The sequence below is a fragment of the Streptomyces sp. NRRL F-5727 genome, assembly GCF_000719555.1.
Classification (GTDB): Bacteria; Actinomycetota; Actinomycetes; order Streptomycetales; family Streptomycetaceae; genus Streptomyces.
Genome location: NZ_JOGX01000008.1, coordinates 42,949 through 58,209, shown reverse-complemented (window position 1 = coordinate 58,209; position 15,261 = coordinate 42,949). Strand labels below are relative to the sequence as shown.

Below are 15,261 nucleotides of genomic sequence, written 5' to 3'. Positions count from 1 at the left end.
CTCACTTCACCAGGAGGCCGCGGCTGCGGAGCACCCAGCGCTCCAGCGGGCTGAAGATGAGCAGGTCGATGGCGATGCCGACGACCAGGATCAGCAGGATCGCCAGGAAGACGCCCGGCAGGTCGATGTTGTTGCGGCCGTTCTCCAGGAGCTGGCCCAGGCCGAGGCCCAGGTCGGGGGAGGAGGCGATGATCTCCGCCGCCATCAGCGAGCGCCAGGAGAAGGCCCAGCCCTGCTTCAGGCCGGCCAGGTACCCCGGCAGCGCGGCCGGGAGCACCACGTGCCAGGTGCCCTTGAGGCCGGTGGCCCCGAGGGTGCGGCCGGCCCGCAGGAAGAGCGGCGGCACCTGGTCCACGCCGGAGACCAGGCCGTTGGCGATGGACGGGACGGCGCCGAGCAGGATCACCGTGTACATCATGGCGTCGTTCAGGCCGAACCAGAGCACGGCCGGCGGCACCCACGCCACCGACGGCAGCGACTGGAGACCGGACAGGATCGGGCCGATCGCGGCGCGCACGAACTTCACCCGGGCCACCAGCAGACCCAGCGGGGTGCCGATGGCGAGGGCGAGCAGGAAGCCGGCCAGACCGCGGGAGACGCTGGTCCAGATCACTTCGAGCAGGGTGCCCTGGAGCCACATGTCGGTCAGACCGTCCCAGACCGCGGACGGCGCGGGCAGCTTGGTCTCGTCGGTGATCTTCGCGGAGACCAGGACCTGCCAGACGACCAGGACGAGGGCGACGGCGAGGGTGGGCGGGAGGACCTTCTTGACCAGGACCTCGCGGACCGGCGTACGGCGGATCTCGACCGCGTCGAGCGCGTCGAGCCCGGCCTCCAGACCGGCGAGGTCGTCCGTCCTGCCCTTCGGGGCGGTGTCAGTGCTGGCCATGGCGGCGGATCTCCCCACGCAGGTGTTCAGTGATCTCAAGGGACAGCTCGGCCACGTCCGCGTCCTCGATGCGACGCGGCTGCGGGATGTCCACGGTCCACTCCTTGGCCACCCGGCCGGGCCGGGAGGAGAGCAGGACCACCCGCTGGGCGAGCCGGACGGCCTCGCGCACGTTGTGGGTGACGAAGAGGACCGAGAGGTTCGTCTCCTCCCAGATGCGGGTGAGCTCGCCGTGCAGCACGTCGCGGGTGATGGCGTCGAGCGCCGCGAACGGCTCGTCCATCAGCAGCAGCCGGCCGTCCTGGGCCAGCGCCCGGGCCAGCGCCACGCGCTGCCGCATGCCGCCGGACAGCTCGTGCACCCGCTTGCCGTACGCGCCGCCGAGCCGGACGAGTTCGAGCAGCCGCTCGGCCTCCGCCTTGCGCAGGGCCCGCGGCATCCCGCGCAGCCGCAGGGCCAGTTCGATGTTCTTGCCCGCGGTCAGCCACGGGAAGAGGGCGTGCTCCTGGAACATCAGGGCGGGCCGGCCGCCCGGGGTCGCGATGGACCCCTGGGTCGGCCGGTCCAGTCCGGCGACCAGGTTCAGCAGCGTGGACTTGCCACACCCCGAGGCCCCCAGGATGGTGACGAACTCGCCGGGCGCGACGTCGAGACTGACGTCGTCCAGGACGAGCTGGGCACCGGCCGGGCCGGAGAAGGACTTCGAGACGTGCTCGATCCGGGCGGCGTGCGTGTGCTCCGCTACGGTGCCCTCGGCAGCCTTGGCGAACGTCGTGGCCATGGTCGTCACCTCCTGGGTATCAGCTGCGGACTGCTTACTTGACGCCGAGGCCGGCGTCGGAGACCTCGGGCTGCCCCTCGGCCTTCAGCACCTTGTTGAGGAGCTTCAGGTCGTAGATGCCGGCCAGGTCGGGCTGCTTGATGAGCTGTGCCTTGACCGCCCACTCGGACTGGGTCTTCAGCGTGGCGGCCAGCGGGTCGTTCGTGATCGCGATGCTCGGCCACGCCGGGTCGATGACCTTGGCGGCGAGCGCCTTGCCCGTCTCCGCCTCCAGTGCGGCGTTGGCGGATTCCTTGGCCTTGTCCGGGTTGGCGTTGATCCACGCGTTGGTCTTCACCGTGCCCCGCAGCACGGCCTCCACCACGTCCGGGTGCTCCGAGAGGAACTTCTGCGACACGATGATGTTCGTGATCACGAACTTCTTGTCGGGCCACAGGGAGGTCTCGTCGAGGAGCACGGACGCGCCCTGCGAGACCAGCTTGGAGGCGGTCGGCTCGGGCACCCAGGCACCGTCGATGGAACCGGACTTGTAGGCGTCCGGGGTGACCTTGTTGTCCGTGCGGACGACGGAGACGTCACCCTTGCCGGACTCCGGGTCGACCTTCCAGCCCTTCTCGGAGATCCAGTTGAGCAGCGCGACGTCCTGCGTGTTCCCCTTCTGCGGGGTGGCGATGCGCTTGCCTTTGATGTCGTCCAGGGTCTTGATCTTCTCCGGGTTCACGACCAGCTTCACGCCGCCGGAGGCGGAGCCGGAGATGATCCGCAGGTTCTTGCCCTTGGACTTGACGTAGGCGTTGATGGAGGGCGAGGGGCCGATGAAGCCGATGTCGAGGGAGCCGCCGTTGAGCGCCTCGATCTCGGACGGGCCGGCGTTGAAGGTCTGGGGCTTGAGGACCGTGCCGCCCAGCTCCTTCTGGATCAGGCCGTCCTTGACGCCGATCAGCGCGGTGGCGTGCGTGAGGTTGGGGAAGTAGCCGATCCGGACCTCGGAGGCGGAGAGCTTCTTGGCGTCGGCCGCGACGGGCGCCTTCTCGGACTCGTCCTTCTTCGCCTCGGAGCCGTAGCCGCAGGAGGCCAGCGCGCCGATCAGCAGAGGCAGGGCGGCGGTGGCGGCGAGGCTACGGCGCAGGGTGGTACGGGTGGTGGCAGGCACGGGAGGTGTTCCCCTCGTTTCAGGGTCTTCGAAGTCTGTGTCGATGTCGTTCGGGGTGGAACGGGTGGAGCCGTGTCGCACCGCTCGCGCGGTGCGCCGAGGTCAGCACGCACATCGCGCGACGCCTCCTCTGCCCGCGCCGAGGGCGCCGGAGCCGACCCGGCCGCCTTCCTTCGCGAAGGTCCCGAAGAAGTCCTGTGTCATGTCAGAAGTCCCACCCGTCCTCGTCGTCGGCGGCCGCGACGGCCTTGGCGGAGGCGAAGGACTCGCCCGCCATGCCGGCCGCGAGCGTGGTGCCGTCGGCCGGGTCGATCAGCAGGAAGGAGCCGGTGCGGCGGGAGTCCGCGTACGCGTCGAGCGCCAGCGGCTCGGCGGTGCGGACCTTCACCCGGCCGATGTCGTTGGCGACGAGCTGCCCGGGCTCCGGGTGCTGGGAGAGGTCGTCCAGGGTGAGCCGGGACGGGATCTCCTTGACGATCGCCTTGACCGTGCGGGTGGTGTGCTTGAGCAGCACCCGCTGGCCGACGGTGAGCGGCTGGTCGGCGACGTGGCAGACGGTCGCCTCGACGTCCTGGCTGGTGGCCGGGGCGTCGCCGCTCGGGGCGAGCAGGTCGCCGCGCGAGATGTCGATGTCGTCGGCGAGCCGGATCGTCACCGACTGCGGGGCCCAGGCGATGTCCACCGGCTCGCCCAGCGCGTCGATCGCGGTGATCGTCGACGTCCTCCCCGACGGCAGGACGGTGATCTCCTCGCCGACCCGGAAGGCGCCGGCCGCGATCTGGCCCGCGTAGCCGCGGTAGTCGGGGTGCTCGGCGGTCTGCGGGCGGATCACGTACTGGACCGGGAAGCGGGCGTGGCAGGCCGTCAGGTCGTGGCTGACCGGGACGGTCTCCAGGTGTTCCAGGACGGTCGGGCCGCCGTACCAGTCCATGTTCGCGGACGGCTCCACCACGTTGTCGCCGGCGAGCGCCGAGATCGGGATCGCGGTGATCTCCGGGACGCCGAGCTCGGAGGCGTACGTCGTGAACTCCTCGGCGATCGCGGCGAAGACGGGCTCGGCGTAGTCGACGAGGTCCATCTTGTTCACGGCGAGCACCACGTGCGGGACGCGGAGCAGCGCGGCGACGGCGGCGTGCCGGCGGGTCTGCTCGACGACGCCGTTGCGGGCGTCGACCAGGACCACGGCCAGCTCGGCCGTGGAGGCGCCGGTGACCATGTTCCGGGTGTACTGCACGTGCCCGGGGGTGTCGGCGAGGATGAACCGGCGGCGGGCGGTGGCGAAGTAGCGGTACGCCACGTCGATGGTGATGCCCTGCTCGCGCTCGGCCCGCAGGCCGTCGGTCAGCAGCGCCAGGTCGGGGGCGTCCTGGCCGCGCTGGATCGACGCGGCCTCGACGGCCTCCAGCTGGTCGGTGAGGACCGACTTGGAGTCGTGCAGCAGCCGGCCGACGAGGGTGGACTTGCCGTCGTCGACGGAGCCGGCGGTGGCGAAGCGCAGCAGGGTGGTGGCCGAGACGTCGGCGAACTGCTCGGTGGACGTGCTCATGGTTAGAAGTACCCTTCGCGCTTGCGGTCTTCCATCGCGGCCTCGGACATCTTGTCGTCGGCTCGGGTCGCGCCGCGCTCGGTGAGGCGGGAGGCGGCGATCTCGGCGATGACGGCGTCCAGCGTGGTGGCGTCGGAGTCGACGGCGCCGGTGCAGGACATGTCGCCGACGGTGCGGTAGCGGATGAGCCGCTTCTCGACCGTCTCCGACTCCTTCGGGCCGCCCCACTCGCCGGCGGTCAGCCACATGCCGTTGCGGGCGAACACCTCGCGCTCGTGGGCGAAGTAGATCTCCGGCAGCTCGATGCCCTCGCGGGCGATGTACTGCCAGACGTCCAGCTCGGTCCAGTTCGACAGCGGGAAGACGCGGACGTGCTCGCCGGGGGCGTGCCGGCCGTTGTACAGCTGCCACAGCTCGGGGCGCTGGCGGCGCGGGTCCCACTGCGAGAACTCGTCGCGGAGGCTGAACACCCGCTCCTTGGCGCGGGCCTTCTCCTCGTCGCGGCGGCCGCCGCCGAAGACCGCGTCGAAGCGGTGCTGCTGGATCGCCTCGGTGAGCGGCACGGTCTGGAGCGGGTTGCGGGTGCCGTCCGGGCGCTCGCGGAGCTTGCCGGCGTCGATGTACTCCTGCACGGAGGCGACGTACAGGCGCAGCCCGTGCTCGGCGACGACCCGGTCGCGGTACTCGATGACCTCGGGGAAGTTGTGCCCGGTGTCGACGTGCAGCAGCGTGAAGGGGATCGCCGCGGGGGCGAACGCCTTCAGCGCCAGGTGCAGCATGACGATGGAGTCCTTGCCGCCGGAGAAGAGGATCACCGGCCGCTCGAACTCGCCGGCCACCTCACGGAAGATGTGGACGGCCTCGGACTCCAGCGAGTCGAGGTGCGACAGCGCGAACGGGCTGTCCGTCGTGTCGTGCGTGTGGGCGACAGTCGTCACGCCAGGCCCCTCTCGGTGAGCAGCGCGTGGAGCTGCGCCGCGGACTCCTGCACGGTCTGGTTCTGGGACTCGATCCGCAGATCGGGGGCCTCGGGGGCCTCGTACGGGTCGTCGACGCCGGTCAGGCCGGAGATCTCGCCGGCCGCCTGCCTGGCGTAGAGGCCCTTGACGTCGCGGACCGAGCAGACGTCGACCGGGGTGGCGACGTGGACCTCGACGAAGGCGGTGGACGCGGCCTCGTGCCGCTTGCGGACCGCCTCGCGGCTGTCGGCGTACGGGGCGATGACCGGGACGAGGACGGTGACGCCGTGCGAGGCGAGCAGCTCGGCGACGAAGCCGATCCGCTGCACGTTGGTGAACCGGTCCTCGCGGGAGAAGCCGAGGCCGGCGGAGAGGAACTCGCGGATCTCGTCGCCGTCGAGGATCTCGACGCGGCGGCCCTCCTCGCGCAGCCGGCCGGCCAGCTCGTAGGCGATCGTGGTCTTGCCGGCGCTCGGCAGGCCGGTGAGCCAGACGGTGGCACCGGTCACGTGATTCTCCAGGGTGGTGTCGGGGGTGGTCATCAGCCGTGCAGCCCGCATTCGGTCTTGGCGCGGCCGGCCCAGCGGCCGGCCCGGGCGTCCTCGCCGGCCTCGACCCGGCGGGTGCAGGGGGCGCAGCCGACCGAGGCGTAACCGTCCATGAGGAGCGGGTTGGTGAGGACCCCGTACTCGGTGACGTAGGCGTCGACGTCGTCCTGGGTCCAGCGGGCGATCGGGGAGATCTTCACCTTCCGCCGCTTCTCGTCCCAGCCGACGACCGGGGTGCCGGCCCGGGTCGGGGACTCGTCGCGGCGCAGTCCGGTCGCCCACGCGGTGTACGCGGTCAGCCCCTCCTGGAGCGGCTTGACCTTGCGCAGCGCGCAGCACAGGTCGGGGTCGCGGTCGTGCAGCCGGGGGCCGTACTCGGCGTCCTGCTCGGCCACGGTCTGACGCGGGGTCAGGGTGATGACGTTGACGTCCATGACGGCCTCGACGGCGTCACGGGTGCCGATGGTCTCCTCGAAGTGGTAGCCGGTGTCGAGGAAGACGACGTCCACACCGGGCATGGCCCGGGAGGCGAGGTGGGCGACGACCGCGTCCTCCATGGAGGAGGTGACGCAGAACCTCGGTCCGAAGGTGGCGGCGGCCCACTGGAGGATCTCCAGCGCGGAGGCGTCCTCCAGGTCGCGGCCGGCCTGTTCGGCGAGCGCCTTCAGCTCGGTGTCGGTGGTCGCCTCGGTGACCTGAGTGTCCGTCATATGTCTTCCCCTCCCGTGGTGTTGCCCGAAGTCGCCGGGGCGAGGAGCCCCAGGAACTTCAACTGGAAGGCTCGACCGCACGCGGCGCATTCCCATGCCCCGTGGCCCTGCTCGTTCGGACGCAGGTCCTCGTCCCCGCAGTAGGGGCAGTAGAACGGCGCGGCACGCTCGCTCACGACAGGGCCTCCTCGGAGGCGCGGGCCGCCCAGGTCGCGAAGCGCTCGCCGTCCTCGCGCTCCGCCCGGTAGCGGGTGAGGACGCGCTCGACGTAGTCGGGCAGTTCGTCGGAGGTGACCTTGAGGCCGCGGACCTTGCGGCCGAAGCCGGCCTCCAGGCCGAGGGCGCCGCCCAGGTGGACCTGATAGCCCTCGACGCGGTTGCCGTCGTCGTCCAGGACCAGCTGGCCCTTGAGGCCGATGTCGGCGACCTGGATGCGGGCGCAGGCGTTCGGGCAGCCGTTGATGTTGATGGTCAGCGGCTCGTCGAAGTCGGGGAGGCGGCGCTCCAGTTCGTCGATGAGCGAGGAGCCGCGGCCCTTCGTCTCGACGATGGCGAGCTTGCAGAACTCGATGCCGGTGCAGGCCATCGTGCCGCGCCGGAAGGGCGACGGGGTGACCCGCAGGTCCAGCGCCTCCAGGGCGGCGACCAGCGACTCGACCTGCGCCTCCACCACGTCGAGGACGAGCATCTTCTGCTCGGCGGTGGTGCGGACCCGGCCGGAGCCGTGCGCCTCGGCGATCTCGGCGATCTTGGTGAGGGTGGGGCCGTCCACGCGGCCGACGCGCGGGGCGAAGCCGACGTAGAAGTTGCCGTCCTTCTGCCGGTGCACGCCGACGTGGTCGCGCCAGCGGCCGGCCGGCTCCGCCGGGGCGGGCCCGTCGGTCAGCTTCCGCTTCAGGTACTCGTCCTCCAGGACCTGGCGGAACTTCTCCGGTCCCCAGTCGGCGACCAGGAACTTCAGCCGGGCGCGGTTGCGGAGCCGGCGGTAGCCGTAGTCGCGGAAGATCGAGATGACGCCCTCGTAGACGTCGGGGACCTCGTCCAGGGAGACCCAGGTGCCCAGGCGGACGCCGAGCTTGGGGTTGGTGGAGAGGCCGCCGCCGACCCAGACGTCGAAGCCCGGACCGTGCTCGGGGTGGACGACGCCCACGAAGGAGATGTCGTTGATCTCGTGCGCCACGTCGAGCAGCGGCGATCCGGAGACCGCGGACTTGAACTTGCGGGGCAGGTTGGAGAAGTCCTTGTTGCCGACGATCCGGCGCTGGATCTCGTCGATGGCGGGGGTGCCGTCGATGATCTCGTCCTCGGCGATGCCGGCCACCGGCGAGCCGAGGATGACGCGCGGGGTGTCGCCGCACGCCTCGGTGGTGGAGAGGCCGACCGCCTCCAGGCGGTTCCAGATCTCGGGGACGTCCTCGATGCGGATCCAGTGGTACTGGACGTTCTGCCGGTCCGTGATGTCGGCGGTGCCGCGGGCGAACTCCTCGGAGATCTCGCCGATCACCCGGAGCTGGCGCGTGGTCAGCCGGCCGCCGTCGATGCGGACGCGGAGCATGAAGTACTCGTCGTCCAGCTCCTCCGGCTCCAGGACGCCGGTCTTGGTGCCGTCCAGGCCCTGCTTGCGCTGGGTGTACAGCCCCCACCAGCGCATGCGGCCGCGCAGGTCGTTGGGGTCGATCGAGTCGAAACCGCGCTTCGAGTAGACCGTCTCAATACGTGTCCGCACATTGAGACCGTCGTCATCCTTCTTGAACTGCTCATTGCCGTTCAGCGGGGTGAAGTGCCCCACGGCCCACTGACCCTCGCCACGGTGGCGCCCGGCCTTGCGGCGGGCGGCGGCGGGAGTGGGGTTTTCCGGGGTGGCGGCCATGGCGTCTTGTCCTTCGGGACTGCGAGAGGGCGGCTCTGACCTGCACACTCGCGCGCAGAACAGAGAGTGGCGCGACGGTGCGCAGCAGGGTCGGGCAGAGGGGGTGGTGCGGCGGTGCTGGCTTGCTCAGCGCGCCGGACAAATGGCGCTGGACATGCGGCCGAGGTCGACGTGCCGCCGACTCACCAAGGCAGTTCCAGTTCCAGGCATGGCGGAAGCGTGTCACGGGACTTTGGACCCAGTCCAGCATCGTCCGTTATGTGGACATGAACGTCTCGTTCTTCAAGACGGTGTGGTCTGGGTCACGTGAAAGGGGCCCTGATCAGGGCCCCTTTCACGACGGACCGGCGGACCGGTGATCCGGTGCCCGGCTCAGGCGTGCGCACCGGGCCACGGCCCGGGCGTCCCGCTCTCCTCGATCTCCTCGACCTTGGTGTCGAAGAGACGGAAGCCGCGGCGCTCGTAGTTGGCCATCGCGTGCGGCCCGTCCAGCGAGCAGGTGTGCAGCCACACCCGCTTGGTCGGCTCCCGGTCCGGCCAGCGCTCGGCCAGGTCCCAGGCGCGCCGGACGCCCTCGGTGAGCAGGTGGCCGCCGATGCGGCGGCCGCGGAAGGCGGGGATCAGGCCGAAGTAGACGATCTCGACGACCCCGTCGTCCTGCGGGTCGAACTCCACGTACCCGGCCGGCGTCCCCCGGTCGTACGCCACCCAGATCTCGGCCCCCGGCTTCTCCGCGATCTCCTTCCACTGCGCGTAGCTCAGCGGCAGCCGGTCGGCCCAGTTGATGTCGCCGCCGACCGCCGTATAGAGGAAGCGGCTGAACTCGGGGGAGGGGACCTCGGCCCGGCGGACCGTGATGTCGTCGCCCTCGGGGACCCGGGCCGGACGGAGGTCGTCCGGAGAGGTCTGCTCCAGGGACCACGTGGTGAGAGTGATGCTCATGCCCTTATCGCATCATGCGGAGCCGCGGATTCCCAGGCCGGGCCGGGGTGGGACCCGTCTCTCCCGGCCCCGCCGGACGGACTGTCCGGCATGTGGACAGAAGTGAACGCCGTACGAGGAGGGTCAGACCGTGCTGGCCGTCCGGACCGCCGGGGCCGTCGAGTGCGGCAGCAGGTCGGAGGGGTCCTCCGGGCGCTGCACCTCCACCGCGATCTCCTCGCGGAAGCGGTACGGGCGGTGCGCCAGGACGCCCGCCAGGGTGCGGCGCACCCGCGACATCTCGGCCCGGACCGTCACCGTCCTCGTCCGGTCGCCGAACACGTCCTCCGCCAGATCGGCCGCCGTCCGCCCGTCCGGGTGCAGGGCCAGGAGGTACAGCAGCTCCGCGTGGCGCGGGCTCAGCTCCTGCTGCCAGCTCCCCGCCGCCCCGGAGACCGCCACCGTCCAGCGGCGCGGCCGGCTCAGGTCCAGCACCAGCCGGCTCGCCGCGCCCGACTCCGTACCGGCCGGGGCGGTGTCCTCCTCGACCCGCAGCAGCCAGCCGCCGGGCAGGGGCTCCACCGCGCACAGCCCCAGCGAGGGCAGCCAGACCCGGCCGGCGCCGAACGACTTCGGCAGCACGATCCGGTCGGTCGGGGCCACCCCGGTCACCGCCGCCGTCCAGCCGTGCGGGTCGACCGCGACGGCCCGGCCGCCGACCCGGCACAGGATCGGCGCGGCCACCGCCCGCAGCCGTTCCAGGGTGCTGCGGTGCCGCTCGCGCATCTCGGCCTCCGCGAGCCGGGCGACCGAGCTCACCAGGGCCAGCGTCGTGGGGTGGAAGGTGGAGGCCGGTCCGCTCACGTCCAGGACGCCGAGCAGCCGCTGGTCGCGCGGGTCGTGGACGGGCGCGGCCGCGCAGGTCCAGTTGTGCAGCGACTGCATGTAGTGCTCGGCGGAGTGGACCTGCACCGCCCGCCGGGTGGCGAGCGCGGTGCCGACCGCGTTGGTGCCGGTGGTGTCCTCGGTCCAGGCCGCGCCCTCCGCCAGGCAGATCCCGTTCGCCTGCCGCATCACCGAGCGGTGCCCGTCGCGCCACAGCACCCGCCCATGTTCGTCGGTCACCACCATGATCTGGAGCGAGGCGTCGGCGATCCCGGCCAGGCCGGAGGTGAGCGTCTGCATCACCTCGGCGAGCAGCGTGCTCCGCCGCCGGTGCTCCAGCTCCTCGCGGCGCAGCAGGACGCTGCTCGTGCCCCGGTCGGGGTCGAGGCCGAGCCGGGCCATCCGCCGCCAGGAGGCGTCGATCTCCGGGCGGGGCGCGATCGGCGGCGTGCGTCCGGCCAGCGTCTCCTCGCGGACGCGGTGCAGCAGACGGGCCGCCTGGACGGCGTCCATGGTGGCCAGACGCTTCATGTCGAGCCGCGTGTTGTTCATCGGTCCCTCCCCGCCACCCGGTGTGCTGTATCGGTTCTGCTGTGTCCGGGCGGATGACCGGAGCATCGTGAGCGCCGTACAGCCCCGTCCGAATTGTCGCCCTCGGCCGTGGCTCGCGTGTTCCCGGGTCCATCGTGCCGTCCGGAAGCCCTCCACGGAGCCCGGTTCGCGTAATCCTGCAACCCTTTGCAACTCTGGCCCCGGAGCACCCCCGTGCGTGAGGGTGGTGAAGGCGGGTGGTGGTGCCGTGTCGGCGCAGCACCACCCCCGCCTTCCGCGCGTGCCGACCCCGCGCCCCGCTCCGCGGGCCCCGCCGGGTCCACCCCTGGTACGCGCGGCTCAGCCTCCCGCCCCCCCGGGCCCTCCTGACGCGCCCTCACTCCACCGGCCGCGCCCGCTCCACCACCGCCCGCAGGTCCAGCGTGTGCGGCAGCGTCCCGAAGGCCGAGCCCGTGTCGCCGCCCAGCCGGCCCGCGCAGAACGCGTCCGCCACCTCCGGCGGCGCCCAGCGGACCAGCAGCGCGCCCTGCAGCACCAGCGCCATCCGCTCCGCGAGCCGCCGGGCCCGCGCCTCCACGCCCTCCAGGTCGGCCAGCTCCGCGAGCACCCCGCGGATCGCCCGGTCGAGCCGGGGGTCCGCCCCCCGCGCCTCCCCGACCTCCCGCAGATACGCGTCCAGCGCCGCCGGCTCCGTCCGCAGCGCCCGCAGCACGTCCAGCGCCTGGATGTTCCCCGCGCCCTCCCACACCGAGTTCAGCGGCGACTCGCGCAGCAGCCGCGGCAGCCCGGACTCCTCCACGTACCCGTTCCCGCCCAGGCACTCCAGGGCCTCCGCCACCACCGGCACGCACCGCTTCGTCACCCAGTACTTCGCCGCCGGCACCGCGATCCGCAGCAGCGCGCGGTCCCGCTCCGAACCCCCCTCGGCGGCGTCGTACGCCGCCGCCAGCCGCATCCCGAGGACGGTCGCCGCCTCCGACTCCACCGCCAGGTCCGCCAGCACGTTCCGCATCAGCGGCTTGTCGGCGAGCAGACCGCCGAAGGCCGAGCGGTACGAGGCGTGGTGCACGGCCTGCGCCACCGCCTGCCGCATCAGCGCCGCCGACCCCAGCACGCAGTCCAGCCGGGTCGCCGCCACCATCCCCATCACGGTCCGCAGCCCGCGCCCCTCCTCGCCGACCCGGCGCGCCCACGTCGTCCCGGGGAACTCCACCTCCGCCGAGGCGTTCGACCGGTTCCCGAGCTTGTCCTTGAGCCGCTGCAGCGCGAACGCGTTCCGGGAGCCGTCGTCCAGGACCCGGGGCACCAGGAAGCAGGTCAGTCCGCCGGGAGCCCGCGCGAGCACCAGGAAGGCGTCCGACATGGGCGCCGAGCAGAACCACTTGTGCCCGGTCAGCACGTACTCGCCCGGCGCCGCCAGCGGCCGCGCCGACGTGGTGACGGCCCGTACGTCGCTCCCGCCCTGCTTCTCCGTCAGCCCCATTCCCAGCAGCACCCCCGCCTTCCCGGCGACCGGCAGCAGCTCCCGCTCGTACACCCGGGAGGCGGCCAGGGGCTCCCAGACCGCCGCCAGCTCCGGCTCGGCCCGCAGCGCCGGCACCGCCGCGTGCGTCATCGACACCGGACAGCCGATCCCGGCCTCCGCCTGCGTCGCCACCAGGAACCCGGCCGCGCGCCGCACGTGCCCGCCGGGCCGCCCCCAGGCGTCCGTCAGCCCCGCCGCGACCGCCTTGCCGAGCAGCCGGTGCCAGGCCGGATGGAACTCGACCTCGTCGATCCGCTGCCCGAACCGGTCGTGCGTCCGCAGCCGGGGCGGGTACGCGTTCGCCTGCTCGCCCCACTCCCGCACCTGCTCCGAACCGGTCGCCCGGCCCAGCGCCCGCAACTCCTCCCCGGCCTCGTCGAGGAGCTCCGCCGGCAGATGGCGCCCGACCGCCTCCGCCAGCGCCCGGTCGGATGTGTACACGTCGTACCCCACCAGGGGCGGAGCCTGATTGGTCACTGTGTGGGAGGCCGCTTCCATGCCGATACGGTAAGCAGGTGCAGGCAGCAAGCGAAACACCCGAACGGCCGGAGCGGCGCCCCTGGAGCAGGCTCCACCGCGCCCGCGTCCTCTACCGCAACGTCAGCAAGCGGAAGATGGTCTGGCTGCTCCTCAAGGACACCGTGAACTCGTGCATCGAGTACCGGATCCTCGGCCTGGCCGCCGAGGCCGCCTTCTTCACCCTGCTGTCCCTGCCACCCCTGCTGCTCGGCCTCATCGCCCTCCTCGGCTACGCCGACGACTGGACCAACACCGACACCGTCGCCTCCATCCAGGAGAACATCCTCCGGGCGGCCGGCACGGTCCTCTCCGACCGCGGCGTCCACGAGATCGCGCAGCCCGTCCTCGACGACATCACCCGGGCGAAACGTCCCGAGCTCGTCTCCCTCGGCTTCGCCATCGCCCTGTGGTCCGGCTCCCGGGCGGTGAACGTCTTCATCGACACCATCACCGTCATGTACGGCCTCGACGGGCACCGGGGCATCGTCAAGACCCGCCTCCTCGCCTTCCTCCTCTACATCGTGGCGCTCCTCATCGGGGCGGTGGTCCTGCCGCTCGCCGTCGTCGGCCCCGACCGGGTCGTCGAACTCGTCACCTGGGGCACCGACGTCGTCGCCGTCCTCTACTGGCCGGCCGTCATCCTGCTCTCCATCGCCTTCCTCACCACGCTCTACCACGTCTCCGTCCCCGTCCGGTCGCCCTGGATCGAGGACATCCCGGGCGCGCTCGTCGCCCTCGCGATGTGGGCCTTCGGCAGCTTCCTGCTCCGGATCTACCTGACGAGCCAGGTGGAGGGCCCCACCATCTACGGCTCGCTGGCCGCGCCCATCGCCATCCTCCTCTGGATCGGCGTCTCCGCCTTCGCGGTCCTCGTCGGCGCGGCGGTCAACGCGGCGATCGACCGCGTCTGGCCCTCCGTCGCCACGGCCGCCGCCCGCGAGGCCAACGAACGCGCCCGCGCGGTCCAGGCGGCGGAACTCGTCGCCCGCATCCGCGCGGAGGCGGACGACGTCGACGAGGACGACCCCGACATGCCCTCCGAATTCCCCGAACGCTGGTCCAGGTTCCTCCCCCCGGACGACGTCAAGGCCCGCCTCCACACGGGCTGGGAGAAGGACTGACCGACCGGGTCTAGCCTGGGGAGGATGTACGAGGAGCGCCCCGCCCGGCTCGACGGCGCCGTCCTGTGGACCCGGACGGCGCCCGCCCCCGTCGTCTCGGACGCCCTCGTCGTCCCCGACGGCTGCATGGACCTGATCTGGGCCGACGGCCTGCTCCTCGTCGCGGGCGCCGACACGCGCGCGTACCGCGCGGACACGCCCGTCGCCCGCTACGCGGGCCTCCGCTTCGCCCCCGGCGACGCCCCCGGCTTCCTCGGCGTCCCCGCCCACGAACTCCGCGACCGGCGGGTTCCGCTCGGCGCGCTCTGGGGCGAGGCCCGCGCGCGGCGGCTCGCCGAGCGGATCACGGACGCACCCGACCCGGCCGCCGCCCTGGACGCGTTCGCGTTCCGCAGGACCGCCGACGGCCCGGGACCCGATCCGCTGCTCCGGGCCGTCGTGGCCCGTCTCGCGGCCGGGCGGACGGTCGCCGAGACGGCCGACGCGGTCGGACTCGGGGCCCGGCAGCTGCACCGGCGCTCCCTCGACGCCTTCGGCTACGGCCCCAAGACCCTCGCCCGCGTCCTGCGCCTCCAGCGCGCGCTCGCCCTGGTCCGGGCAGGCGCGCCGTTCGCGGAGGCCGCGCTGCGCGCGGGCTGCGCCGACCAGGCCCATCTCGCCCGCGAGACCCGGGCCCTGGCCGGTACGACGCTCACCGCCTACGCGCTCTCGGCACGCGCGTCCGCGAAGAGCGACACCCCCGAGCCGTCCGGGTCGAGGACCACCGCGTAGCGCTGCCCCCACACCGCGTCCCAGGGCTTCAGGTGCCCGGTGTACCCGGCGGCGACCAGCTCCTCGTACACCGCGTCCACCTCCGCCGGCGCCCCGCACCGGAAGGCGAGCCCGATCCGGTCGCCGCCGGTGGGCCGCGTCCAGCCGGGGTCGAAGGAGCGGACGACGTCCTCCGTGTCCCAGGCGATCCGCACCCCGCCGGGCAGCACCGCCTCCACGTGCGGGGCGGACTCCGCCCCGGCCGGGACGTCCAGGCCGAGGCGCCGGTAGAAGGCGAGCGAGGCGGCCATGTCCGAGACGACGAGGCCGACGAGGTCGAGACGAGGGGTGAGGTCCATGGCGCCACGCTAGGCACGCCGGGTGCCCCGGGTCTTGTACGGATCGGACACGGAGGTCCGGCCCGACTCCCGTCCCCGGAGCGACGGTTCGGCGACCGGGGCCGCTCCGTCGGGCTACGTCGGAGCGAACTCTGCGCGATCCCGTGACACCGCGTCAGCGGAGCTGGTACCCG

Annotated in this window: 16 protein-coding genes; 2 read left to right on the top strand and 14 right to left on the bottom strand. The window is 72.4% G+C overall.

The window, feature by feature from the left end:
• Position 1 precedes the first annotated feature (1 nt).
• The 13 genes from IF73_RS0108660 to IF73_RS0108605 form a co-directional block, all read right to left on the bottom strand.
• Positions 2-889: an ABC transporter permease gene (locus IF73_RS0108660; RefSeq protein WP_031005232.1), complete on the bottom strand. Its 888-nt coding sequence runs from the start codon at positions 887-889 to the stop codon at positions 2-4.
• Complete coding sequence (locus IF73_RS0108655) at positions 876-1,670, bottom strand: ABC transporter ATP-binding protein (protein WP_031005230.1); 795 nt, start codon at positions 1,668-1,670, stop codon at positions 876-878. Before IF73_RS0108655 ends, IF73_RS0108660 begins: the two co-directional genes overlap by 14 nt.
• A 34-nt stretch (positions 1,671-1,704) precedes the next feature.
• Positions 1,705-2,823, bottom strand: a complete 1,119-nt coding sequence (locus IF73_RS0108650) for an aliphatic sulfonate ABC transporter substrate-binding protein (RefSeq protein WP_031005228.1) — start codon at positions 2,821-2,823, stop codon at positions 1,705-1,707.
• A gap of 205 nt (positions 2,824-3,028) precedes the next feature.
• Positions 3,029-4,369: a sulfate adenylyltransferase subunit 1 gene (locus IF73_RS0108645; RefSeq protein ID WP_031005226.1), complete on the bottom strand. Its 1,341-nt coding sequence runs from the start codon at positions 4,367-4,369 to the stop codon at positions 3,029-3,031.
• Between the two features lie 2 nt (positions 4,370-4,371).
• Entirely contained in the window at positions 4,372-5,307 is a 936-nt protein-coding gene (cysD, locus tag IF73_RS0108640; protein ID WP_031005224.1) for a sulfate adenylyltransferase subunit CysD, read from the bottom strand.
• Complete coding sequence (cysC, locus tag IF73_RS0108635) at positions 5,304-5,870, bottom strand: adenylyl-sulfate kinase (protein WP_031005222.1); 567 nt, start codon at positions 5,868-5,870, stop codon at positions 5,304-5,306. Before cysC ends, cysD begins: the two co-directional genes overlap by 4 nt.
• Entirely contained in the window at positions 5,870-6,586 is a 717-nt protein-coding gene (locus IF73_RS0108630) for a phosphoadenylyl-sulfate reductase (protein ID WP_031005220.1), read from the bottom strand. The genes cysC and IF73_RS0108630 overlap by 1 nt, the downstream gene beginning before the upstream one ends.
• Positions 6,583-6,762 carry a hypothetical protein gene (locus tag IF73_RS41920; RefSeq protein ID WP_031005218.1) on the bottom strand — a complete coding sequence of 60 codons (180 nt, stop codon included), beginning with the start codon at positions 6,760-6,762 and terminating at the stop codon, positions 6,583-6,585. The genes IF73_RS0108630 and IF73_RS41920 overlap by 4 nt, the downstream gene beginning before the upstream one ends.
• On the bottom strand, positions 6,759-8,456 hold the full coding sequence (locus IF73_RS0108620) for a nitrite/sulfite reductase (protein ID WP_031005216.1): 1,698 nt from the start codon (positions 8,454-8,456) through the stop codon (positions 6,759-6,761). The genes IF73_RS41920 and IF73_RS0108620 overlap by 4 nt, the downstream gene beginning before the upstream one ends.
• 126 nt (positions 8,457-8,582) lie before the next feature.
• The gene (locus IF73_RS42710; RefSeq protein WP_311136957.1) at positions 8,583-8,666 is read right to left on the bottom strand and encodes a putative leader peptide; all 84 of its coding nucleotides are present in this window, start codon (positions 8,664-8,666) and stop codon (positions 8,583-8,585) included.
• A gap of 162 nt (positions 8,667-8,828) precedes the next feature.
• Positions 8,829-9,398 (bottom strand): GNAT family N-acetyltransferase, encoded by a 570-nt coding sequence (locus tag IF73_RS0108615; RefSeq protein ID WP_031005214.1) that lies wholly within the window; start codon positions 9,396-9,398, stop codon positions 8,829-8,831.
• A 123-nt stretch (positions 9,399-9,521) separates the two neighbouring features.
• Positions 9,522-10,814, bottom strand: a complete 1,293-nt coding sequence (locus IF73_RS0108610; protein ID WP_031005212.1) for a helix-turn-helix domain-containing protein — start codon at positions 10,812-10,814, stop codon at positions 9,522-9,524.
• Between the two features lie 376 nt (positions 10,815-11,190).
• On the bottom strand, positions 11,191-12,837 hold the full coding sequence (locus IF73_RS0108605) for an acyl-CoA dehydrogenase family protein (RefSeq protein WP_031005210.1): 1,647 nt from the start codon (positions 12,835-12,837) through the stop codon (positions 11,191-11,193).
• Positions 12,838-12,854: 17 nt separating this feature from the next.
• Between IF73_RS0108605 and IF73_RS0108600 the strand changes: the two genes are divergently transcribed.
• Together IF73_RS0108600 and IF73_RS0108595 are read left to right on the top strand one after the other, a co-directional pair.
• Positions 12,855-13,979, top strand: a complete 1,125-nt coding sequence (locus tag IF73_RS0108600) for a YihY/virulence factor BrkB family protein (protein WP_078867988.1) — start codon at positions 12,855-12,857, stop codon at positions 13,977-13,979.
• Between the two features lie 24 nt (positions 13,980-14,003).
• On the top strand, positions 14,004-14,750 hold the full coding sequence (locus IF73_RS0108595) for a helix-turn-helix domain-containing protein (RefSeq protein ID WP_031005206.1): 747 nt from the start codon (positions 14,004-14,006) through the stop codon (positions 14,748-14,750).
• Here IF73_RS0108595 and IF73_RS0108590 read toward each other — a convergent pair.
• Positions 14,678-15,088, bottom strand: a complete 411-nt coding sequence (locus IF73_RS0108590; RefSeq protein ID WP_031005204.1) for a VOC family protein — start codon at positions 15,086-15,088, stop codon at positions 14,678-14,680. The genes IF73_RS0108595 and IF73_RS0108590 overlap by 73 nt on opposite strands.
• Positions 15,089-15,261: the final 173 nt, after the last annotated feature.